At 60.5% G+C, this 22,501-nt stretch carries 23 protein-coding genes; 8 read left to right on the plus strand and 15 right to left on the minus strand.

Annotated elements, in window-relative coordinates; genetic code table 11:
- Window positions 1-52 precede the first annotated feature (52 nt).
- Window positions 53-415 (minus strand): response regulator, encoded by a 363-nt coding sequence (locus tag AC13RM_RS28425; protein WP_113229958.1) that lies wholly within the window; start codon window positions 413-415, stop codon window positions 53-55.
- Window positions 416-616: 201 nt separating this feature from the next.
- On the minus strand, window positions 617-1,267 hold the full coding sequence (chpT, locus tag AC13RM_RS28430) for a histidine phosphotransferase ChpT (protein WP_488555946.1): 651 nt from the start codon (window positions 1,265-1,267) through the stop codon (window positions 617-619).
- Window positions 1,268-1,566: 299 nt separating this feature from the next.
- Here chpT and AC13RM_RS28435 point away from each other — a divergent pair, with 299 nt between their 5' ends.
- Complete coding sequence (locus AC13RM_RS28435; RefSeq protein ID WP_095435615.1) at window positions 1,567-2,178, plus strand: DUF1134 domain-containing protein; 612 nt, start codon at window positions 1,567-1,569, stop codon at window positions 2,176-2,178.
- Between the two features lie 187 nt (window positions 2,179-2,365).
- A complete protein-coding gene (locus AC13RM_RS28440; RefSeq protein ID WP_488555947.1) occupies window positions 2,366-3,571 on the plus strand; it encodes a hypothetical protein in 1,206 nt (401 codons plus the stop codon).
- A gap of 19 nt (window positions 3,572-3,590) precedes the next feature.
- Here AC13RM_RS28440 and AC13RM_RS28445 read toward each other — a convergent pair whose 3' ends face one another.
- Both AC13RM_RS28445 and AC13RM_RS28450 read right to left on the minus strand, forming a co-directional pair.
- A complete protein-coding gene (locus AC13RM_RS28445; RefSeq protein ID WP_488555948.1) occupies window positions 3,591-4,421 on the minus strand; it encodes a TrmH family RNA methyltransferase in 831 nt (276 codons plus the stop codon).
- Window positions 4,422-4,431: 10 nt separating this feature from the next.
- Window positions 4,432-4,809 carry a hypothetical protein gene (locus tag AC13RM_RS28450; RefSeq protein WP_106998644.1) on the minus strand — a complete coding sequence of 126 codons (378 nt, stop codon included), beginning with the start codon at window positions 4,807-4,809 and terminating at the stop codon, window positions 4,432-4,434.
- Window positions 4,810-4,859: 50 nt separating this feature from the next.
- Here AC13RM_RS28450 and AC13RM_RS28455 point away from each other — a divergent pair, with 50 nt between their 5' ends.
- On the plus strand, window positions 4,860-5,885 hold the full coding sequence (locus AC13RM_RS28455; RefSeq protein WP_488555949.1) for an RluA family pseudouridine synthase: 1,026 nt from the start codon (window positions 4,860-4,862) through the stop codon (window positions 5,883-5,885).
- Window positions 5,886-6,251: 366 nt separating this feature from the next.
- Window positions 6,252-7,160 carry an RNA polymerase sigma factor RpoH gene (gene rpoH, locus AC13RM_RS28460; protein WP_015340865.1) on the plus strand — a complete coding sequence of 303 codons (909 nt, stop codon included), beginning with the start codon at window positions 6,252-6,254 and terminating at the stop codon, window positions 7,158-7,160.
- A gap of 83 nt (window positions 7,161-7,243) precedes the next feature.
- Here the strand turns inward: rpoH and AC13RM_RS28465 are convergent, their stop codons facing one another.
- The 4 genes from AC13RM_RS28465 to AC13RM_RS28480 form a co-directional block, all read right to left on the minus strand.
- The gene (locus AC13RM_RS28465; protein WP_488555950.1) at window positions 7,244-9,613 is read right to left on the minus strand and encodes a hypothetical protein; all 2,370 of its coding nucleotides are present in this window, start codon (window positions 9,611-9,613) and stop codon (window positions 7,244-7,246) included.
- 61 nt (window positions 9,614-9,674) lie between these two features.
- Window positions 9,675-10,970 (minus strand): adenylosuccinate synthase, encoded by a 1,296-nt coding sequence (locus tag AC13RM_RS28470; protein WP_113229952.1) that lies wholly within the window; start codon window positions 10,968-10,970, stop codon window positions 9,675-9,677.
- A 204-nt stretch (window positions 10,971-11,174) separates the two neighbouring features.
- Entirely contained in the window at window positions 11,175-11,972 is a 798-nt protein-coding gene (locus tag AC13RM_RS28475; protein WP_488555951.1) for a class I SAM-dependent methyltransferase, read from the minus strand.
- Between the two features lie 191 nt (window positions 11,973-12,163).
- Window positions 12,164-13,021 carry a GNAT family N-acetyltransferase gene (locus AC13RM_RS28480; protein ID WP_374815558.1) on the minus strand — a complete coding sequence of 286 codons (858 nt, stop codon included), beginning with the start codon at window positions 13,019-13,021 and terminating at the stop codon, window positions 12,164-12,166.
- Between the two features lie 328 nt (window positions 13,022-13,349).
- On the opposite strand from AC13RM_RS28480, the gene AC13RM_RS28485 reads away from it, so the two are divergent.
- The 3 genes from AC13RM_RS28485 (at window position 13,350) to AC13RM_RS28495 (ending at window position 16,526) form a co-directional block, all read left to right on the plus strand.
- On the plus strand, window positions 13,350-14,672 hold the full coding sequence (locus AC13RM_RS28485; RefSeq protein WP_488555952.1) for a UDP-glucose dehydrogenase family protein: 1,323 nt from the start codon (window positions 13,350-13,352) through the stop codon (window positions 14,670-14,672).
- Window positions 14,673-14,743: 71 nt separating this feature from the next.
- Complete coding sequence (locus tag AC13RM_RS28490) at window positions 14,744-15,748, plus strand: NAD-dependent epimerase (RefSeq protein WP_488555953.1); 1,005 nt, start codon at window positions 14,744-14,746, stop codon at window positions 15,746-15,748.
- A 4-nt stretch (window positions 15,749-15,752) separates the two neighbouring features.
- A complete protein-coding gene (locus AC13RM_RS28495) occupies window positions 15,753-16,526 on the plus strand; it encodes an alpha/beta fold hydrolase (protein WP_374815564.1) in 774 nt (257 codons plus the stop codon).
- A 74-nt stretch (window positions 16,527-16,600) separates the two neighbouring features.
- On the opposite strand, the gene rutF is transcribed toward AC13RM_RS28495, so the two are convergent.
- The 5 genes from rutF to AC13RM_RS28520 form a co-directional block, all read right to left on the minus strand.
- Window positions 16,601-17,140: an NADH-dependent FMN reductase RutF gene (gene rutF / locus AC13RM_RS28500; RefSeq protein ID WP_113330267.1), complete on the minus strand. Its 540-nt coding sequence runs from the start codon at window positions 17,138-17,140 to the stop codon at window positions 16,601-16,603.
- Between the two features lie 182 nt (window positions 17,141-17,322).
- Complete coding sequence (locus AC13RM_RS28505; protein WP_374815565.1) at window positions 17,323-18,051, minus strand: class I SAM-dependent methyltransferase; 729 nt, start codon at window positions 18,049-18,051, stop codon at window positions 17,323-17,325.
- Between the two features lie 117 nt (window positions 18,052-18,168).
- Entirely contained in the window at window positions 18,169-18,675 is a 507-nt protein-coding gene (locus AC13RM_RS28510; RefSeq protein WP_374815567.1) for a VOC family protein, read from the minus strand.
- A complete protein-coding gene (locus AC13RM_RS28515; protein ID WP_374815569.1) occupies window positions 18,675-19,064 on the minus strand; it encodes a RidA family protein in 390 nt (129 codons plus the stop codon). Before AC13RM_RS28515 ends, AC13RM_RS28510 begins: the two co-directional genes overlap by 1 nt.
- A gap of 61 nt (window positions 19,065-19,125) precedes the next feature.
- Entirely contained in the window at window positions 19,126-20,022 is an 897-nt protein-coding gene (locus AC13RM_RS28520) for a DMT family transporter (protein WP_374815571.1), read from the minus strand.
- A gap of 245 nt (window positions 20,023-20,267) precedes the next feature.
- Between AC13RM_RS28520 and AC13RM_RS28525 the strand changes: the two genes are divergently transcribed.
- Window positions 20,268-20,693, plus strand: coding sequence for a hypothetical protein (locus AC13RM_RS28525; RefSeq protein WP_374815573.1), 426 nt, complete (start codon window positions 20,268-20,270; stop codon window positions 20,691-20,693).
- A gap of 51 nt (window positions 20,694-20,744) precedes the next feature.
- Here AC13RM_RS28525 and AC13RM_RS28530 read toward each other — a convergent pair whose 3' ends face one another.
- Window positions 20,745-21,356, minus strand: coding sequence for an alpha/beta hydrolase (locus AC13RM_RS28530; protein WP_374815574.1), 612 nt, complete (start codon window positions 21,354-21,356; stop codon window positions 20,745-20,747).
- 15 nt (window positions 21,357-21,371) lie between these two features.
- The gene (locus tag AC13RM_RS28535; RefSeq protein ID WP_488555954.1) at window positions 21,372-22,304 is read right to left on the minus strand and encodes a VOC family protein; all 933 of its coding nucleotides are present in this window, start codon (window positions 22,302-22,304) and stop codon (window positions 21,372-21,374) included.
- Window positions 22,305-22,501 lie beyond the last annotated feature (197 nt).

Consider the following 22,501-nt stretch of genomic DNA (forward strand, 5'->3'; position numbering starts at 1 on the left):
AAGCCGCCTAAAAAGGGCGGCTATGGGTCGTTGCAGTGATATCCCATTGAGATCAGGCGGCGGCGGCGCGATTGCCGAATATGGCCGTCAGGATCTTGCGATCGAAGGGCTTCAGCAGAAAATCCGTCGCGCCCGCGCGCTTTCCGGCCATCAGCTTGCGAAGATCCGCCTCGATTACGCAGTAATAGATCTTCACGTCCTTGCCATCGGGCATGGCGCGGATGCTGGCGATGAGCTCGAGCGCCCCTTCCATGCCGGCATCGACGAGCAGATAGTCAGGCATTTCGGCCTGGCAGCGCATCAGCGCTTCGCGCGCGTCTCCAGCTTCGCTCACGAGAAAATCCAGCTCGGACAGGATTCGTTTGCCGACCTTCCGTACGACATCCGATGTATCCGTTATCATGAACCGCTGCATGTGTGAGCTCCCTGGCATCAGCCGCCATCATCCGATGTCGGCTTCAAATTGAAACGATAGGAGCAGCAAGCTAAGGATTCGTTACCGCTACATTATCAATTGAGCGGACAACCCCGAGATTGCACGGAATTTTCGATACACGAAAAAATAAACCCGCAGCCGGAGATCGACTGCGGGCGAAAACGCGGACGGAATGAACCGTTATTGAGCGGTAGCCATGGTCGCCACGAAGGTCAATTCCTCCGGCGTCGCATTGTAGGAAAGCTCCATGCCGCTCTCGTCGGCAAGAAGAACCGTGTAGTAGGGCTGGATCGAATGTGCGTCGATCGCCTCCTCCAGCGTGCCTGAGCAGATTTCGGCGAATTTCGGCGGCACGCGCATCAGCCGCCCCTTGACGGCGATCGTGAACTTGGCGTCGAACTCCGGATTTTCGAGTGTCACCTCGATATTGCCGCCGCGCGGAATGGCGCCATAGGCAACGAGGAAGAGATTGAGCAGCAGCTTCACGCGGTTCTTCGCGATGATCGCGCGCGGACCGACCCAGCTGACCTCGGTCTTCTTCTCGGCGGCGGCGAAATCCTTGGCGGCCCGCTCCGCTTCACCGGTGTCGATCGACGCGCCGACCGAGCCAGAGGCGCCAAAGGCAAGACGTGCGAATTTCAGCCGAACGGAAGCGTTGAGTGCGCTGGTACGGATCAGATCCATCGCATCGGCGTCGGCACCACCCTCGTCGAGCAGCTCCAGGCCATTGTTGATCGCCCCGACCGGCGAGATCACATCATGGCAGACGCGGCTGCACAGCAGCGCGGCCAGATCCGGTCCGGTCAGAGTGAGATTGGGATTTTTCGACATTCATTGTCTCCTGAATGCTGACAGGGCAAAGCGAGTAGTTCCACCTTGCCACGGTAAGGTTGCCCGAGGGTTTCGCAGCCAGTGTACCGCGCGCCATAATGACACCATATTTGGTAAACCGATTGTTAAGACCATCGACGCAAAATGCATTCATCACCATCAGACTTTTTCGCACGCGATTCGTCCTGCGATAGATGGGCGGAATGGTCTGAAATGGGGGCGTGCCATGCGTGGCGCATTCAGGCGAATGCGTTGCCTATTCGTCCCTGTTGCACCGACATGATGAACGGAAGACTTCCATGCGCTATGAATTCCTGAAGAGAATGCCAAGCCCCGGCACCAGAACGCTCGGCCTCGGCCTGATTCTGGCCATTGTCGCATTCGTGAGTTTCGCGTTGCCGGTCCGTCAGGCCGCTGCCGCGCCCACCAATCAATATTCGGCACAGGAAATTGTTGATGCCGGCCACTCCTTCTTCGGCTCCACCAGCGGCGGCCTCGCCAAAGTGGTCGAACGTGCCTTCCAGCAATATGGCCTGCCGAATGGCTACATCCTCGGCCAGGAAGGCTCCGGCGCATTCCTAGCAGGCCTGACCTATGGCGAAGGCCAGCTCAACACCAAGAATGCCGGCGAGCATCCGCTCTACTGGCAGGGGCCGTCCCTCGGCCTCGACTACGGCGGCCAAGGCACCCGCGTCATGATGCTGGTCTACGATCTGCCGAGCATCAACAGCGTCTATACCCGCTTCGGCGGCGTCAGTGGTCAGGCTTTCGTGGTTGCCGGCTTCGGCATGACGGTTCTGAAGAACAACAACATCGTACTCGTTCCGATCCGCACTGGCCTTGGCGCACGCCTCGGCATCAACATGGGTTATCTGAAGGTCACGCCGAACCCGACCTGGAATCCTTTCTGAACGGATCCTCTGATACGATCTCCCAAGCAGCACACGCCTTGGCCCGCTTCAGTTGCGGGCCTTTTCTTTCCGTAAATCCGGCTCCCTGCCGATAAACCATATCCGCGTTAAACGCTTGCCCGCATGGCTAACCCATGATTAATCATTTTATCGATATCGAACATAACTCCAGGATACTGGCTGCGTCGTGATTCAATTTGCTCTCTTGTTTGGATTGGGCTTTCTGACGGCCGCTCTACTGGTCTTTCTCATCGCGCCGGCAATCCATCGCCGCATCGTCTGGTTCACCGAGAAACGTCTCAAGGCGACCATGCCCTTGAGCCCGCAGGAAGTGCGGGCGCAGAAGGATATGGCGCGCGCCCTCTTCGCAGCAGAAAACGCCCGAACCGAACATGCCCTGACGCAGGAGCGCGACAAGACCGTCGCGCTGCAGATCCAGAATGGCAAACTTCAGCAGGAAGCGAGCCGGCTCTCCGCCGGAAGCGCAGAATTGCAGACGCGCATCGACGATCTGGAGGTGGAAGCAGGCGAATTGCGCTCGCGCCTGCGCCACGAAGAGAGCTATATCAGCCAGCTGAAATCGAGCATACACACCGCCGAGCAGGCCAGCGCCGAGAAGGAAGCCGATATCGACAGCTTGCGCAAACGGATGACGAAAATGGGCGCCGATGCCGACAATCTTAGGATCGACCTTGCAACGCGCGAAACCGAGATCGAGAGTCTGAAGCTGCGCATCAACACATTGCGGGACGAGCGCGATACGCTGCGCCAGGAGCTGAACGCGGCAAGCCTGCGCGCCGCGGATGCCGAACAATCGCTGCGTCAGGAAAACGATAAGAACAAGCGGCTTGAGGAACGCCTCAATCGCGAGATCGCCGGCAGCGCCGACAAAGAAACCGCGATCGAACGCCACGCCCAGGATGTCGTCCGCCTGAGGGAGCGGCTGGAGGCAGCCATCAAGGAATCGAAGGAAGCCGGCAAGGCGCTGCGTGCCGCCGGCCTGACGCCGCCGAAAAAACCGGCACGAATGCCGAAGCTCGCCGCGGCATCGATAATCGCCGGAAGCGTCGATGAGCAAGGCACAATAACCGAGCCGCCGCAGGCGGTGGAACCGGAACGAACAGTGGAAGACGAAATCGCTCAGATGACGGAAGAAGTTCGCAACCGGGCGGCGGCCCTATCGGACCGCCTGCTGAAGGCCCGCACGCCGGCCCATGACGATGCCATGCGCGAGGAGATTGCCAAGATTGCCGCCAACATGGTGGCGCTGACGGCACTCAAGGAAGGCGATAACTCACCGATCTTTGATCTCCTGCCGAAGGATCGCGAGCCCGCCGGCGCGCGCATCAGCCTCGCCGACCGCGTTGCGGCGATACTGCCGAAACACCCTTAAGCTCTAGGGAGCAACCTGCTCAGATGCGCCCGTTCTTCGCGGCCATCTCGAAAAGGGCGATGCCGCTCGCCGTTGCGACATTGAGGCTATCCAATCCCGGCGCCTGCGGAATCCGTACGCTGCCGAAGGCGGAGAGAATGCTTTCGGGCAAGCCATCCCCTTCCGTGCCGACCACGAGCGCCATGCGCTCCGAAGCCGGAACATCGCGAATATCGACCGCGCCTCGCGGCGACAGGCTCCAGATCGCAAACCCGCGCTCGGCAAGCCCCGCAAGCAGCTGAACGCTGCCTGATTGCCGCCGATAGGGCACGGTCAGGATCGAGCCGACCGAAACCCGCAAAGCCTTGCGATAGAGCGGATCGCAACAGCTTTCGTCCAGCAGCACGGCAGCCGCGCCAAAGGCTGCGGCATTGCGGAACATCGAGCCCATATTGTCATGATTGGAAATGCCGCAGCCGACGAGCACGAGCGCCTGCTTTGGGAGGCGGTCGAGAAGGCCGCTCATCCGGTCTTCAGCTGTTCTGCGCCCCAGTGCCAGAACACCGCGATGGAGATGGAAGCCGACAATGCCGTCTAGCACCTCGGCTTCGGCGACATAGATCGGGACGTCCGATGGGAAGGTCTCGATGATATCGCTCAAGCCAGCTACACGGTTTTTGAGCAGCAGCACTTTCTCAGCCAGGAAATCACCCGCCGCTGCATGCGCGCCGGAGAGAAGCCGCAGCACGACGGTTCCTTCCGCTATGAAGCGGTTCTCTCGACCCGTCAGATCGCGTTCGCGGATATTGCGGAATTCGGCGATACGCGGATCGTCGGGATGCGTAATCTCGATGAGTCGCGCGCCCGTCATCGCGACGCCGTTAGTTCGATAGCGATATGGTCGCCACGATGCGGCCGATACCGTAGTCGAAGACGATGGCCTGGCGCTGGCCACCGGCAAGCGTGCCGTAGAACAGCACCTGATTGCCCGACAGCGCCGTGGACTGCACCGTAAAGCCCGCCGGCAGCAGAGCCGTCACGGCAACCGGGGCATCGGACGGGATGCCGGACGCCGCCTGGCCCGCAGGCTTGGCTGCCGGTTTCATCGTCTTGTAGACAACGGCGCCGAAGACGGCCATAAGGCTCACCACCATGACGGCCGCAGAGACGATCTGCAGGCGGATCATCTTGCGTCGGACTTTTTCCAGGGCCGGATCGAGGGGCTTTTCCTCTTGATCGTCTGGCTCGAGATTCGTCATCGATGCGTCCTTGCTTTCCAGTAGAGCGCTTTGTGCGCCGGAGAATATGTTTGAGCGACCCCTTTAAAGAAGCCGCGGACAATAGAAAAGTCCTAACCGCCGATGAAAATGCCGAAGGACGGCTGGATTCATGGCTAACGGCGGAGATTGGCGAGGAATTTTCCCGCAGCCGCGTGCAGGGACTCATCAAGGACGGCGCCGTTACGCTCAAGGGCGCTGCGGTGACAGACGCTAAACGCAAGGTGCGCCCCGGCGACGTCTATGAGATCACCCTACCCGAGCCGGAAGATCCGACACCGCAGGGCGAAGATATCCCGCTCGACGTACTCTACGAGGACGACGATGTCATCGTCATCTCCAAGCCCGCCGGGCTGGTTGTTCATCCCGGCGCAGGCAATTGGACCGGGACATTGGTCAACGCGCTGATCCATCATTGCGGCAACAGCCTTTCCGGCATTGGCGGCGTCCGCCGCCCGGGCATCGTTCATAGGCTGGACAAGGATACGACCGGCGTCATGGTCGTCGCCAAGAATGACGTGGCTCATCGGCATCTCTCTTTACAATTTGCAGATCACGGCCGCACGACTTCGCTCGAGCGTGCCTATCAGGCAATCGTTTGGGGACGTCCCCGCCAGCTTGTCGGCACCATTGATGCCCCTCTCGGCCGGTCGAGCAGCGACCGCACGCGCCGCGCCGTCAAGCGCGCGGATTCGCAGGATGCCGATGAGGCGATCACGCATTACGAGGTGCTGGAGCGCTTTCACGAGACACCGGACGCGACCGCGCTTGCCTCACTGATCGAGTGCCATCTGGAAACGGGCCGCACGCACCAGATCCGCGTGCATATGGCGCATATCGGCCACCCGCTGCTCGGCGACGCCGTTTACGGCGGTGGCTTCAAGACCAAGGCCAATCTCCTGCCGGAAGCCGCAAAACAGGCTGTCCATCGCTTCACGCGCCAGGCACTGCATGCCTATATGCTGCAATTCGAGCATCCCCGTACCGGCGAAGTCATGCATTTCGAGGCACCTTTGCCTGAGGATATGGAAGAACTGGCGGCGGCGCTCAGAGGATAGGCGCCGAACATCACAATGACTGGACGGCCGTCCCCTTCCGCCCTATAATATCGTGTATGAAGGACCGATGTCCGAGCGCCTGTGCTGACCGAAAACGCGACTGCGTTTGGGAGGTCGACGTGGTTATGCCGCATGGCGCTGGATTGTTCGGGAGGATAATCCCAAGGGCGATGTTCCGGCGAGACCTGCGGTCACGCCGAGATAACACTTGCGTGACCGCATCCTTGAATCACCGTTTCGCCGTACTTATCTTTACATTGGTTAAGTGCGGGGTCCCAGGACCCGTACGCCTTGGTCCGCTTCGCAGAAGGCGCTCAAAATACGCCCCCAGAAGGAACCAAATCTCGAATAGGAGGGTGCAAGATCATGGCCCGTAATACCTTACCGTCCATTGCTGCCGGAGAAGCCGGCCTCAATCGTTATCTCGACGAGATCCGCAAGTTCCCCATGCTGGAGCCGCAGGAAGAGTACATGCTCGCCAAGCGCTATGCGGAACATGCCGACCGTCAGGCTGCGCATAAGCTCGTTACCAGCCATCTGCGCCTCGTGGCGAAGATTGCTATGGGCTATCGCGGCTATGGCCTGCCGATCGGCGAAGTCGTATCGGAAGGCAATGTCGGCCTGATGCAGGCCGTCAAGAAGTTCGATCCGGAACGCGGGTTCCGTTTAGCAACATACGCCATGTGGTGGATCAAGGCCTCGATCCAGGAATATATCCTGCGCTCGTGGTCGCTGGTGAAGATGGGCACGACGGCCAACCAGAAGCGCCTGTTCTTCAACCTGCGCCGTCTGAAGGGCCGCATCCAGGCCATAGACGATGGCGATCTGAAGCCGGAACACGTTACCGAGATCGCCACCAAGCTGAACGTCTCGGAGGAAGAGGTCGTTTCGATGAACCGCCGCCTCTCCGGCGACGCTTCGCTGAACGCGCCGATCAAGGCTTCCGAAGGCGATTCAGGCCAGTGGCAAGACTGGCTCGTCGATGACCACGACAGCCAGGAAGACGTGTTGATCGAACAGGACGAGCTCGACACCCGCCGCCGTATGCTGGCGCGCGCCATGGGCGTGCTGAACGATCGTGAACGCCGGATCTTCGAGGCACGCCGCCTCGCCGAGGAACCGGTAACGCTGGAGGACCTGTCGTCCGAGTTCGACATCAGCCGCGAACGCGTCCGCCAGATCGAGGTCCGCGCCTTCGAAAAGGTACAGGAAGCCGTCCAGAAGGACGCGCTGGAACGCGCCAAGGCGCTGCGCGTCGTCGAAGCGACGGCGTAACGATCTCTGTTCTGCACATTTGAAGTCTAAAAAGAAAGGCGGGCCAAAAGCCCGCCTTTTCCATATGATCGATTTAAGACGACCTACTGGCCGCTCGAAGCAACCCCGCCAAGCGCCTGCCACTCCGAAATCGCCTTGTTGAAGGCATCCGTTCCAGTCGGGCCTTTTTCCATGGTCAACAGCGCCCGGCGACCGTTGCGATAGACCACCGGGATATCAATCCAGTTGCGGCTCTTCAAAAGATCGAGATTGGTCTTGCGCGCATCCGGGAAATCGTTAAGCGCGACCATATAGACATCGTCGGTAACCTTAGCCGGAACCGCGATCAACGCATCGCCGCGATCCTGCTCGGTCGCCTTCAGCGCGACGCGCTGGACGTTATCGATCGCGCCTCCCTCGAAATTCGGCGGCACCTGGAAGGCGAGCTCGATCAGATGGCTGGCCGGCAGCGAGGAATCCGAATTCCGCGAAACGGTGATCGTTGCGGTCAGGCCGCGATCTGGAACCGTGATGAGGCCCTGCACCGAAGGCTCCGGCCGGCCGTCAGGCCCCTTGCCTTCCTGCAGCGACCAGCTGACCGTGCCCTGGAAAGCCGTGGGCGATGTCTGACCGAGGCGCTCCTCATAGAGGAAAACCTTCTGTCCGTCGGTTGCCGGAGCCGTCTGCTGCGTCACGGGCGGCGGCTGGTTGGCGGCCTGTTGCTGCTGATTGGCGGCAGGCGCCTGCTGGTTCGTCGAGGCAGATGGCGTATTCGGTGCGGCGGTTGCGGGCGCCTGGGTTTGCGGAGCAGCCGTACCGGCATTGCTGCCGGCAGGCGGCGTTGCCGTGGCGGCGGGTGCAGCAGAGGCAACATTCTGCTCGGCTACGGACTTGCCTTCCACAATGCCGGGCTGCCCGTTCGGAGCCGGCCCTTCGTCCTCTTCCGTACCGTTGGCCAGAAGACGCTGGGTGAACTTCGTATTGACAGTATTCGGGTCGCTACCCAAAGCCGCAACATCCGTGTTGCCGGCGCCTGCCGGCTGCTGAGCGGCCGTGTTGGTCTGCTGCGGCGCAGCCGCCTGCTGGCCAGGAGCTGCAGCATTGCTGTTGCTCGGTGCCTTGCTGCTTGCCGTATCCGACGTCGAGGGCGCCGTCGCATTCTTAGGTGCGGAGCTGACGAGCTTCGTCACCATGTTATTAAGCGCATCGCGGTTCAGCCAGGCTGCGTAGCCACCGCCTCCAACGACCGCAAGACCGACGAGCGTGACGATAATACCGGTGACATTGATCCGGCGACGCTTCGGCTCCATGCGGAAGCTGCGGCCCTGCAGCTTCGCCGCCATCGCCTGATCGAGATCGGGCGGAACAGCAGAGCCGCCGCCACGTTCGTCGTCAGCGCGCTTATCGAAACCCGCAAGCTCCTTGAGCTCACGCCAGCCGTCGTTGTCGGCATCGGCTTCGGGTGCCGTCTTCTTGGACGGATGCACATCCGCAAAGAGATCGACATCGTCAAAGGCGTTCTCGGGCATTTGCCGAGCTGGCTGCTGCGCGGGCTTGGAAGCTGCCGATGCGGGCTGCATTTCCTCGAAGACATCTGCATCCCAGGCAAAGCCGGTGTTGGTGGCTGCCGCCTTCGCGTTGACGGGCCCCTCGACGGGCTGGCCGAAGGGTGCTTCCGCAAAAGCCGCGGCCGGCATGACCGGCTCGTTGTGGTGGGAGGCCGCCGGCTCGGATGCAGCATGGGAAGCCGGTGCATCCACCTCCGCCCAGATCTGCTCAACCTGGCTTATGACATCGTCAGCCGGGGGTGGCACACGCGGCGCGGGGGCAGGCTCGGCAGCGACTGCCGGTGCCTCTTCCGCATAATGCTGGGGCTCGTTCCCATGGCCCTTCGGCTCTTCGTGATAAACCGGCTCAGGAGCCGGCTCCTCGTGAACTTCGGCATGGTCTTCGACGCCGGCATGTTCGGCGGCCGGAGCATAGGGCTCCTCTTCGTGATGCGGTTCCCGCCATTCCTCTGCCGGCTGATGCTCATGCGTGTGTTCCGGCTCGGCAGGTGCGGCCGGCTCCTCATAGGCATGTTGCTCGTGCTCGGCTTGCTCGACACCAGGTTCTTCAGGAGCGTGTGCCTCGGCGGGAGCCGATGCAGGCTCTTCCGCGTGCACTTCCTCGGCCGCATGATGGTCCTGAACGGCCTCGGCGGCGACCTCTTCGTGCGGCACGGGCGCTTCGGTAACCGATGGCTCCTCGCCGCCCGGCAGGGCCTCGGCATGTTCGGCCTCGACCTCCACGATCGCGGCCTCAAGCTTGTCGAGCTGGCGGCGCAGCATTTCCTCGGGCGGGCGCGGCTTCATGCTCTCAAGCTGCCGTTGCACGGCACCACGAGCTCGATCGTAAACCTTGACCCGCATCTCGGGAGTATTGTCCGTCAGGCCGTCAACGGCCCGTCGAATAACTGCTACAAAATCCGCCATCAGTACTTTCTCATGATACCCGGTGTGCAGCCGGGCCGGGATTCGTCATAGATACGCAACTTTAGCCCTCAAAGGGGTCAGTCACAAGTATGGTGTCCTCGCGCTCCGGGCTGGTCGAAAGCAGCGCCACCGGCGCACCGATCAGCTCTTCCACCTGACGCACATATTTGATCGCCTGCGCCGGCAGATCGGCCCACTTACGAGCGCCGACGGTCGATTCCTTCCAGCCCTCGAGCGTGATGTAGACCGGCTCGACGCGGGCCTGCGCTGCCTGACTTGCCGGCAGATAATCGATTTCCTTGCCGTCGAGCTTGTAGCCGACGCAGATCTTCAGTTCGTCCAGGCCGTCGAGCACGTCGAGCTTGGTAAGCGCGATACCGGTAATACCAGAAGTCTTCACGGTCTGGCGCACCAGTACGGCATCGAACCAGCCGCAACGGCGCGGACGGCCGGTATTGACGCCCACTTCGCGGCCGACCGTCGACAGGTGCTTGCCGATCTCGTCATGCAGTTCGCAGGGGAACGGTCCCTCGCCGACGCGGGTCGTATAGGCCTTGGTGATACCAAGCACATAGCCGAGCGCCGTCGGGCCGAGGCCAGAACCGGCAGCCGCCTGGCCAGCAACCGTGTTGGACGAGGTCACGAACGGATAGGTGCCGTGGTCGTTGTCCAGCAGCGCCCCTTGCGCACCTTCGAAGAGGATGCGGGCGCCGGCCTTGCGCTGCTCGTCGAGCAAACGCCAGACCTGGTCGATATAGGGAAGGATATGCTCCGCAACAGAGCTCAGCTCCTCGTGCAGGGCATCGAAGGAGATTTCGTCGACGCCCATGCCGCGGCGCAGCGCATTGTGATGCGTCAGCAGCCGGTCGATCTTGGCAGGCAGCGTTTCCGGTTCGGCAAGGTCGATGACGCGAATGGCGCGGCGGCCGACCTTGTCTTCATAGGCCGGGCCGATGCCGCGGCGCGTGGTGCCGATCTTCGTGCCGCTATTGGAAGCAGCGTCTTCGCGCATGGCATCCAGATCGCGATGGAGCGACAGGATCAGCGGAGCGTTCTCGGCGATACGCAGAACATCAGGCGTAACGGCAATGCCCTGGGCACGCAACTTTTCCACTTCGGCGACGAAGTGATGGGGATCGACGACGACGCCGTTGCCGATGACGCTGAGCTTGCCGCGCACGAGGCCGGAAGGCAAAAGAGCGAGCTTGTAGCTGACGCCATCGACGACAAGCGTATGACCGGCATTATGGCCGCCCTGAAAGCGTACAATCACATCGGCGCGTTCCGAAAGCCAGTCGACAATTTTGCCCTTGCCTTCGTCACCCCATTGCGAGCCGATCACTACAACATTCGTCATTTATCCATTCCCGCTTCCTGCGCGCGGCGGCGCACCTTGCTCAAACCCGCGCATCTATAAAGCTTTGTTTTTGGGAAAGCGACCCTGTTGTCTCAGGAGATTCGGCTTTTTGCATGACGAATCAGCGCCTCCAACAGGAATTTTCCCGGCTATCGGCCAGACAGGGCCTCCAGATTACCCTTATCTGGCCGATGGCCTTGCCTGTCAAAGGCCCGGCTTGTGGGCGACGACATGGAAATATTCGTGCTCCGACGCCGCCACCGCACCGACCGGCTTGCCATCGTGATCGAGCAGCAGCACCGGCATGGCAAAGCCCGCGTCGGCAAGCTGTGAGCGCGCCTGCGCCGGCGTCGTCGCATAGACCATGACGCCGAAATCATGGGCGCCATGCAGCAGGATCGCATGTTCGCCATCACGCTCCTCGAGCGGCCTGAGCCGACGCTGGCGCAGCGTGCCGGAAATGCGGCCTTCGACATAGCGCAGGGTTCGCAGCCCGAGCCGCACCGGATTGGACGTCCATTCCAGCCGGCGATAGTCGACGCGGTGATCGAAGCCAGCCCAGCCACGATGGAAGGTCGAAAAGACGAAAGCACCGCCAGAAACAAGAACGCGCGCCACCTCGTTCAGGATGACCAACCTCCCTGCCGCATCGACGGAATCGATGCCGTTATAGCTGAAGACGACCATATCGAAACTGGCATCTTGGAACGCCGAAAGATCGCGTGCATCCCTATGTTCGAACCGAAGATCTGGATGCTTCTTTCGGCAGAGCGCGACCATCTCCGGCGTGTAATCGATGCCTATGTAGTCGCTTGCGAAATCTCGCAGGAGCTGCGCGGTGCGGCCCCCGCCGACACCGATATCGAGAATGCGCCCCCTGCCCCTCTGCGGGGCAGCGATAGCAAAGGCGGCACGCTCGCCTTCGTTGAGATAGCCGCTGCTGCGGCGATAGTCGCGCAAGGCCCAGGGATTACGCCAGGTCTGCCGGTTAATACTTTCCATGACATGCATAGCCGACTCCAACAGAAAATGAACAATCATTGTTCAACTTCCCCTTGGCGCCCCCGTAGAATTTATATAGCGGCAGAGTCGAAGAAGCAGCCCGTTAAGGCTGATTAAACCTCCGACGGGATCGTTATTCGTTTGTTAACGTTAATGTTGCGGTCTGCTACCAGTGGCGGCATGAGCCAGCCCTAGCCGAGTTCGAGCGTGGTGACGCCGAACACGCGATCGAGCCGGCTTTCCGGCGCCTTGCCACGATACATGCGCGCCGTCTCGAACACCGGAGACAGACCGCAATCTTCCGCAAGCCTGATCGCCTGGACATTATCAACAGGCACATCCAGATAGACGGGTTCTCCCTTGGTCTTGGCAAGCAGCTTGCTCATCAACGCAAGCGCGACTTCCGGCTTGTTGGCGAAGAGCGGACCGATCTTGTAGCCCTCGAAACAGCGGCGGATCGTGCCATAGCCGCGAACCCTGCTGCCGCCGCCGACGATGAAGGATGCGCGCCGTTCGGGCGCACCGCACCAGGCCCGGATGAAGGAGTGACGCAGGCCAGGGAAGATTTCCGCATCATAGTGCACCAGCCCGTCGAGCTTGCCGCCCACAACCGGCACCACCTGCTTTGCCTGCTGTTCATCCACCTCAGGCACTTTGGGGATGCCGCCATACCGCAGCGTCCGATAGGCCGTCTCGAAACCGTGCCGCCGGTAGTTTTCCTGCTGCGCGACGACGCCATCCAGTCCGACAATGCGATTGCCGGCAAGCATCATGCCCTTGTTCCATAGCTGCTTGCCGTATCCGCGCCCACGCAACTCCGGATGCAGTATGTAAAGACCAAGAAAAGCGAAGGCCTCGCCATAACGAACGACAGATATACAGCCGACAGGCACCTCGCCGATGGCGCCGATCAGAAAACCGGCCGGGTCTGCCTCCCAGAAGGCGAGCGCATCGTCAATACCGGGATTCCACCCTTCTTGCCGAGCCCATTCCAAAGCAAGCTCCAGCTCGCCAGCCCGCATTGTCCGCACGGCAAAAGTCGATTTCATGCAATAGTCCCAAACCGCCCACTACACCGCCGCCCCTGCGGAACGACCGCGCCCAAACTCATCATGTGACAACATGCTGCCAATCACAAGCAATGGCGATGATAAGCTTAAAGTGCAAAGGCTTCGTTTCACTTGGAAAACAAGGCGATCACGCGAATAGAACGGCAGGAAATCAACCAAGACTCTGTGACACTTCTGTCGCAATTCCCCTAAAGCCGGCATCGCATATAGGCGTCACCGGCGATCCTGTGTATAAGCGCAGACGATCGCCCATGCCGACTTTGCGTTTCGACGCGAAGCCCGGCGCCAGCAAAAGGATTGAAATTTCATGCGCATCACGATGATCGGCTCGGGTTATGTGGGGCTTGTGTCGGGTGTTTGCTTTGCCGATTTCGGCCATGATGTCATTTGCGTCGACAAGGACACGAGCAAGATCGAAGCGCTGCGGCGCGGCGAAATACCGATCTTCGAGCCGGGCCTAGAGCAGCTCGTGGGAGACAATGTCCGCGCCGGCCGCCTCTCCTTCACGACAGAAGTGGAGGCGAGCGTTGCTGCGAGCGACGTCGTCTTCATCGCGGTCGGCACCCCTTCCCGGCGCGGCGATGGCCATGCCGACCTCTCCTACGTCTATGCCGCTGCTCGCGAAATTGCCGAGCACGTCAACGACTTCACCGTCATCGTCACCAAGTCGACCGTGCCTGTCGGCACCGGTGACGAGGTGGAGCGCATCGTGCGCGAAACCAATCCTGATGCCGATGTCGCCGTTGTCTCCAATCCGGAATTCCTGCGAGAAGGTGCCGCCATCGAGGACTTCAAGCGTCCCGACCGCATCGTCATCGGCCTCAACGACGAACGCGCCCGCGGCGTGATGACCGAAGTCTACCGCCCGCTCTATCTCAACCAGGCGCCGCTGCTCTTCACCTCCCGCCGCACGTCCGAGCTGATCAAATACGCCGCCAATGCCTTCCTCGCCATGAAGATCACCTTCATCAACGAGATGGCCGATCTCTGTGAAAAGGTCGGCGCCAATGTGCAGGAAGTCTCGCGCGGCATCGGTCTCGACGGCCGCATCGGCTCGAAGTTCCTGCATGCCGGGCCTGGCTACGGCGGCTCGTGCTTCCCGAAGGATACGCTGGCGCTCGCCAAGACGGCGCAGGATTACGACAGCCCCGTGCGCCTGATCGAAACCACCGTGTCGATCAACGACAACCGCAAGCGCGCCATGGGCCGCAAGGTGATCGCGGCCATGGGCGGCGATATCAGGGGCAAGGCGATCGCGGTCCTCGGCCTGACCTTCAAGCCCAACACCGACGACATGCGCGACAGCCCGGCGATCTCGATCATCCAGACGCTGCAGGATGCCGGCGCCACCGTGACGGGCTACGATCCCGAAGGCATGGAGAATGCCCGGCTGGTGATCGACAACATTGCCTATGCCGAGGATGCCTATGGCGCTGCCCGCGATGCCGATGCGCTCGTCATCGTGACGGAATGGAACCAGTTCCGCGCGCTGGACTTTGCCCGGCTGAAGTCCCTCATGAAGGCGCCAGTCCTCGTCGACCTAAGAAACATCTATCGCCATGACGAGGTCACAAAGCACGGCTTTGCCTATACAAGTGTCGGCAGACCCTCGAGCGACGCCGCATTTTAGAGCGTTTACGCGTTCCGAACGGAAAAACGCTGCGCACTTTTCCTGTAAATGCTTTAAGCAAAGGCCGATCCATGCGTTATCTCATCACCGGCACTGCCGGCTTCATCGGATTCCACCTTGCCAAGCGCCTGCTCGACGAGGGCCATTTTGTGGTCGGCTTCGATGGGATGACGCCCTATTACGACGTCAGGCTCAAGGAGAAGCGCACCGCCATCCTAGCCCGCTCCAATGGCTTCAAGGCCGTCACAGGCATGCTGGAAGACAAGGCGGCGCTGGATCATGCAGCCGAACTCGCCGAGCCTGATGTGATCGTCCATCTCGCCGCACAAGCCGGCGTCCGCTACAGCCTCGAAAATCCGCGGTCCTACGTCGATTCCAATCTTGTCGGCTCGTTCAACATCCTGGAATTGGCAAGAAACCTGCAGCCGAAGCACCTGCTCCTGGCATCGACCTCTTCCGTCTACGGCGCCAACGAGAAGATCCCCTTTGCCGAAAGCGACAAGGCCGACGAGCAGATGACGATCTATGCGGCGACCAAGAAGAGCATGGAGTTGATGGCGCACAGCTACGCCCATCTCTTCAACGTGCCCACGACCGCTTTCCGCTTCTTCACTGTCTATGGCCCCTGGGGCCGGCCGGACATGGCACTGTTCAAATTCGTCGATGCCATCAAGAACGACAGGCCGATCGAGATCTACGGCGAAGGCAAGATGAGCCGCGATTTCACCTATATCGATGACCTCGTCGAAGGCATCGTGCGCCTCATCGGCGTCGTGCCGTCGGAGGAAAACCGGATCGTGTCAGATACGGTTATCGACACCCTGTCTAAAAACGCTCCCTTCCGCGTCGTCAATATCGGCGGCGGCCAGCCCGTCGGGTTGATGACCTTCGTTGAGACGATCGAGACGATGCTCGGCAAGAAGGCGATCCGCAAGATGCTGCCGATGCAGCCGGGAGACGTCCACAACACCTATGCCGTGCCGGACCTCTTGGTAGCGCTGACGGGCTTCAAGCCGCAGATCGAAGTCGATGAAGGCGTAAAGCGCTTCGTCGAGTGGTATCAGGAAAATTACTGATAAAATGGCAGAGATCGCGGAAACGGAATATTGGATCGAGAGCTCCGGCGGGCGCCTCTATGCGAAATCATGGACGCCAGCCGTCCTGAGATCGCAGCAACCGATCATCCTGTTTCACGATTCCCTTGGATGCATCACGCTTTGGCGGGATTTCCCGGAACAACTCGCCCGTTCCCTTGGCCGTCGGGTCATGGCCTATGATCGGCTGGGCTTTGGCCGATCCGATGCCCGCGACGATCTTCTGACGCAGGATTTCATCACATCGGAAGCCGAGCGTTTCGTACCGCTTCTTTGCGAGCAATTGTCCGTTCGAGACTTCGTCGCCTGCGGGCACAGCGTCGGGGGCGGCATGGCGGTGGAGGCGGGGGCAAGATTTGGCGAAGGCTGCCACGCCGTGATCACCATCGCCGCCCAGGCTTTCGTGGAGGAAAAGACCCTTCAGGGCATCCGGATCGCGCAGCAGGAATTCAAATCGGCCGAAACCTTCGCCAGGCTTGCCAAATATCACGGCAGCAAGGCCGAGTGGGTGCTGCACGCCTGGATCGACACCTGGCTCGCTTCCGAACGCGCCGGCTGGAGCCTCGATCCGGCGCTTAAAAAACTTCATTGTCCGGTGCTTGCCATTCATGGAGACCGCGACGAATATGGCTCCGAAGCCCATCCGCGTCGCATCGCGGCCGGGCGTGGTCCGGTCTATATCATGCCGGATACCGGGCATGTGCCACACCGAGAGCATCCTGCTCTGGTCTTAAAGGCGATCGAAGACTTTCTAGCGTGAATAGTCCTGTTCGCTGCAAGGCGACGAAGACCTTGTCAGCGTGGATAATTTCGGGAAAGGCTTGGACAACTAGCCTATTCAGCCTGACCCGCAGGATGATAGGCCCGGTCGAAATAGATAAGCCCCTGTCCCTCGTCACGTTGACGAATAGCATCGACTTCGCAGAGCAGAATATCATGCGTGCCGCCATCGGCCTGACGGACGATGCGACAATCGAACGAGACGAGAGCATCTTCCAGCACCGGAGCGCCGGTCGAGAGTTCCGACCATGCGGCCGCAGCAAAGCGCTCGGCAACCGGGGTCTTGCCGCCGAAGAGCCGCGACAGATCCTGATGCGCCTCGGACAGGACATTGACGCAAAGCACGCCGTTTTGCGTAACGGCGGGATGAACGGAAGCGCCACGATTGAGGCAGACAAGCAGGGTCGGCGGGCTGTCCGTGACGCTGCAGACGGCGGTCGCGGCAAAGCCGGCAAGCCCGGCCGGGCCGTTGGTCGTGACGATGTTCACGGCTGCTGCCATTCGCGCCATGGCATTGCGAAACTCTGTGCGCGCGATGTCGGGATCGGCGACAGGCACCGCCTTCTCGATTGCCACGGACGTTTTCATGTTCATCGCACTCTTCCTTAACGCGCGCCGATAGCCTCACATTATCGATGGGAAGGATGCGCCTCAAGAAACGACATTTTGCGGAACCAACCCTTCGCGAGCAATTAATTTTCTATAAAATCTATCAACAAAAAGAAAAATAGACCAATTGCCGGATTCGAAGCGGCCGCGCCATGCCGAAGCATGCCTCAGGTCCGGGTGGAGATCAGGAGAAACATCGGCCGCTCGCGCTCGATTGCCCAATCGGGATGCGCGGCGAGGTCGTCATCACTCGGCGACCATTCTTCGACATGGGCGATGGTGAAACCGGACTTGATCAAGAGGTTGAGCGTCGTGCCCATCGTGCGATGCTGCTTGATGACGCCCTCAGCCAGCCAGTTCGTCACCCGCGGCCCTTCGATCTGGTAGGCGCTGAGCGGCCAGATCTTGCCGCCGTCGGCATCATCAAGCCATTCCGGCCGCCGGGGCGCCATATAGATCGGATGCTCGACGGAAAAGATCAGGCGACCGCCTGGCTTCAGCGCCTGACGGATCGTTGTCAGCAATCCGGCAAAGCTTTCGATATAATGGAAGGCGAGCGAGCTGTAGACGAGATCGAAATTCGCTTTCGGAAGCTGAAGTTTCTCGAGGTCGGCCCGATCGTAGCGAACCCGAGCATCCGCCGTTTCCGTTCGCGCGCGTCCCAGCATTTTTTCCGAGACATCGAGCCCCAGTACGCTAGCCGCCCCCTGCTCGGCCGCCCAACGGCAGAACCAGCCATAACCGCAGCCGAGATCCACGACATCGAGCCCCTTCAGGTCAGGCATCAAGGCACGGATGGCCGGCCATTCGGCCGCACCCGCCAGCCCGTCGATAGATCGCTGCAGGCGGCTATAGCCTTCGAAGAAACCCGGATCGTCGTAGATGTTCTGCGTCATGTTGGTCTTCCATGCTTCCGCGCGCCCTGGAACTGGCCGTGTCGGAGGTATAGCTTCGCTTAAACCATAAGCAAGCCGACGAAAAGCCGGTTGAAAGGGAGGTCCGGCCGGTGCCGATCAAGTCGCCGGCTTTGGCCGCGATAGCCACTGCGAATAGGGCTTCACACCGAAATCCGGATCGGCCGCCTCTTCAAGCACATGGATGAATTCGATCGAATGCCCGTCGGGATCCGAAAAATATTGCGAGACGGCCGGCATCCAACCGACAACGACCGGCTCATCGAGGGGCTCGCCATTGAAACCCTTAGGCTGGACGCCATGAGCCTTCAATGCTGCGGCGGAGCCGATTACATCGGCGAGAGAGGTTCTGAAGGCAATATGGAGGCGCATCTTGAGAGGAGAACTGCCCGTTTCCCAGAGGCCGAGCATGCCCATTCGTTTATCGTCGATCCAGAGAAAAGCAACATTCCTACTCTCGATGACCGTCCCGACTTCGAGCTTCAGGACATCGCGATAGAAGCTCAAGGAGCGTTGGAGATTGGCAACCGTCAGATGCGTCTCGTAAAGTCCCAGAATCCGGGGGATTGACGGATCGGCCGGACGCTCGGGATGACTGGTTGTCATCACATCACCTTCGTCGCCGTGACTTCGACCTCGACCAGAAACTCAGACCGCGTAAACCCGCCGACGATCAGCAGCGTGGAGACCGGTGCGGGATTCTGAACATAGCGATCGCGCACGGCCATGTAGGCAGGGAAATCCTCGCGCGTTGTCACGAAACCGCCGATACGGATGACGTCGGCAAAGCCCATGCCGGCCTCCTCCAAAATCGCGCCGATCGCCTTGAAACACAGCTCGGCCTGGCCGGTAACATCAGGCGGAATGCGATCGTCGATACCGATGCCGAGCTGGCCGGAGGTGACCAGCAGGCTCGCGCCCGGCGGCACCAGCAGGCCGTGATTGTAATTGCCGAAAGGGCGGCGGACAGATGCGGGATTGAAGACCTTTTTCATCGATTCCGACTCCTGATGACCGTGCCGATATCAGCATTTTGTGATGGAAGGGGCAAGTCGGTCAGTGGGCCTGAGCCGATGTCACCGCTCGATTCCGCCGCACTTCCAACAGGATATGTCCGAAAAGTGCTGCCAGCACGATCGGCCCGCCGATGAGCGTCGCCGTCGAAGGGCGCTCGGCAAAGATCATCCAGACCCAGAGGGGCGTCAGCGGCACTTCGAGCGCTGTCAGCAGGGCGGCATCCGACGCCGGAACCAGCCGCGAGCCGAAGGTATAGAGGCTGAGGCCCATGGCGTTCTGAATAATGCCGAAGGCGATGATCAGCCCGAGATCCTGTCCGGAGATCGAAAGCGGCGAGGCGAACCAGAAGGTGATGGAGGAACACAACCAGGCGGAAAGCGCCATGGCAGGCAGCATCGGCACATTGCGATGCTGGCGCATGACGACGGCAAGACAGGCGACGGTCAGCGTCATGACGGCGGCAAGCCCCTTGCCGAGCCAGCTGCCGCCATCACTTGCATGGCCGGAAAGCATGACGAGCACGCCGATGAAGGCAACGCCACTGGCAATCAGCGTCCTCATGTTGGGGCGTTCGCGGATGAAGAGAAAAGCAACGCCCGCGGTGACAAAGGGCACGGTCGCATAGATGACCATGGCATCGGCGACCGACGTATAATAGATCGAGCCGATGCCGCTGATCATCGACGCGGTGGAAAAGATCGTCGCCGCCAGTGAAGGACCACCCATGGAGCGCAGGATACGAAAGGCGTTGCGGCGCTCGATATAGAAGAACAGCGCGAAAACGCCGAGGCCGGAGACGATGCCGCGGCAGAACAGAATGGTCATGAGATCGGCATGAATCGCCCGCACGAAAAGGCCCGATGTCGACCAGGCAAGCGCCGAGAGCGCGACATAAGCCACACCCAACCTATATTGCTGCTGTTCCCCCGGCGTCACGATGAAATCCCCTGCCCCGTCGAGGCAGATCATTAGCGGGTGGCCATGATGCCCACAAGCTAAGCTTGCGTCGCAGCGCGTCGCTGACGCGGGAAGATGACGATGGTTGCAGGAACGCCACGCCACACCCTGCCGTGAACAAGCAAGAGGCGTCGTCTCAGCGTTATTACTGACAGGATCGCTTTGATCTTGCACATCTTTGCGATCGCTCTACGGTTCTGGCGGCTTCATCGAAGGAGAATCAATTGCGCCTGCTGTCGGCCACCTTGTTTGCGTGCGGCTGCGTCAGCCTGATCGACGGTCCGTTATGGCCGCCGGCGCAAACCTATATCGACAAGACGGTGCAATGCAGCCAAAGCGGCAATCCCGCCCGCTGTGAACACACACGCGACAGCTGGAAAGCCGATTATGAGGAAGCCATCGCAGGCGGCTATCGCGCGCAGAAGCATGTCGCCCTGTGCCTCAGCACCGGCTGCGACGAGGCGATCCAACCCGACAAGATGCTCGGCTGCGCCTGGCGCATGGTCATTGCCGAAACAAGGCATGCGCTACCGGACAGTATGGATTTCGCCAATCTCAACCGCTTCTGCGGAACAGGCTATCTCGACGACAACGGAAAACTCGCAGCCGCCTCGCAAGCGAAGGCGATGCTGCGCCTCATCGGCAAATAGCAGGCCACGCGGCAGGAGCTGTCCGCCGCGTGGCTTGGTCATTTTTCGAGCTTACGCGTAGGGCATAAGGAATTTGCCGATGGCCTCGATCTCGTTGGGGCGAATATCGTGGCCGCCCGGATGCCATTCGAGCGTAACCTCAGCATCCTGCCGCGCAAAATAATCGGCGAGCGCCGTGGTGACCGGCGCCGGCGCGATCGGATCGCGCTCACCCGCGGTGATCAGCACTCGCTTGCCAGCCAGCCTGGCATTGTCCTTCGGCTCGAAGGGGATCAGCGGATGCATCAGTACGGCCGCGTCGAATAGATCGCCATGCTCGATCAAAACGTTGGCGAGGATATTGGCCCCGTTGGAAAAACCGAGGCCAAGCACCTGCGATGCGCCATATTCGGCCGCCAGCTCCGAGACATAGGCTGACATCTTTGCCGTGGCGCGGGCAAGATCGGCCATATCATAGACGCCCTCGCCGGTACGACGGAAGAACCGCGCGGCACCATATTCCGAGACATCGCCGCGCGGCGAGACGATGGTTGCATGCGGCAGCAGGCGAGCGGCAAAATCGAAGAACTGGTTCTCGTCGCCGCCGGTGCCGTGGAAGGTAAAGAAAATAGGCTTCCCGGATGCACCGGCCTTCAGCCGGTGCACATAAGTCTTGTCGGTCATGATATCTCTCCTGGATTAGCCTTCCAGCGGCTCTAGATGCTGTTCGATCAAGCCACGCAGATGCGCATGCTGTTCAGGCAATTTCAGCGCCTCGCCGAGATGGGCCGTATCCTCGTCGCGGTCGAAGCCGGGTTCGTTGGTGGCGACTTCGAACAGCACGCCGCCCGGCGTGCGGAAGTAGATCGCCCAGAAGTAATCGCGGTCGATGACCGGGGTCACCTGATAGCCCGTATCCATCAGCGCCTTGCGCACTTCGAGCTGCTTTGCGCGGTTTTCGACGGCAAAGGCGACATGGTGTACGGAGCCGGCGCCCGGCAGCGCCCGGTTGATGTTCGGCATGGTTTCGAGATCGACATAGTCGGCACCGTTGCCGCCGGGAATGGCAAGCCGCTTGACGCCTTCATGCGTATCGACCACCTCGTAGCCCATGTACTTCAACAGCTCGGCCGTAGCGCCTTCATCCCTGAGCCGCATGGCAACGGAATGGAAGCCCTTGATGGCATGCTCGGCATCGACCCCGTTATGCGTCCAGGGCTGCCGCTTGTCATCCTTGACCTCGACGAGCGCGAAACCATCGCCATCCGGACCGGCAAAATTCAGACGCTTCTGGCCGAAGGATTCGTCAGCCTTCAAGCCCTCGACACCATGCTGGCCGAGCCGTTCCGTCCAGTAGCCGATGGAACCTTCCGGAACAGCGTAGACCGTATTGCCGACTTCGCCGGTGCCCGGGCGGCCGCGCGCCATCTTCGGGAACGGGAAATAGGTCATGATCGTGCCGGGGGTGCCGACCTCGTCACCATAGTAGAGGTGATAGACATCGGGAGCGTCGAAATTCACCGTCTTCTTGACGCGGCGCAGGCCGAGCGTATCCGTGAAGAACTTGTTATTGGTCCGGGCGTCCCCCGCCATCGAGGTAACGTGGTGAAGACCTTTGATCTGGTTAAGCATCTTAAACCCCTTTGCTCGCCTGCACCGGCAGGCGTTTCTCATGGGCAAAAGATGGTCTTGTGGGCGGTGTTTCGATAGCCCCCAATAGCCAAACGGATTGTCTTCAATCAGTGAACGACAAAATCAGATCGTTCACCGCAAAGCAATATCGCTCTCATCTCTTGATTCCAAACAAGAGCGACATTAGTTTAAGCTAG

The organism is Martinezella sp. CNPSo 3732 (assembly GCF_057784515.1).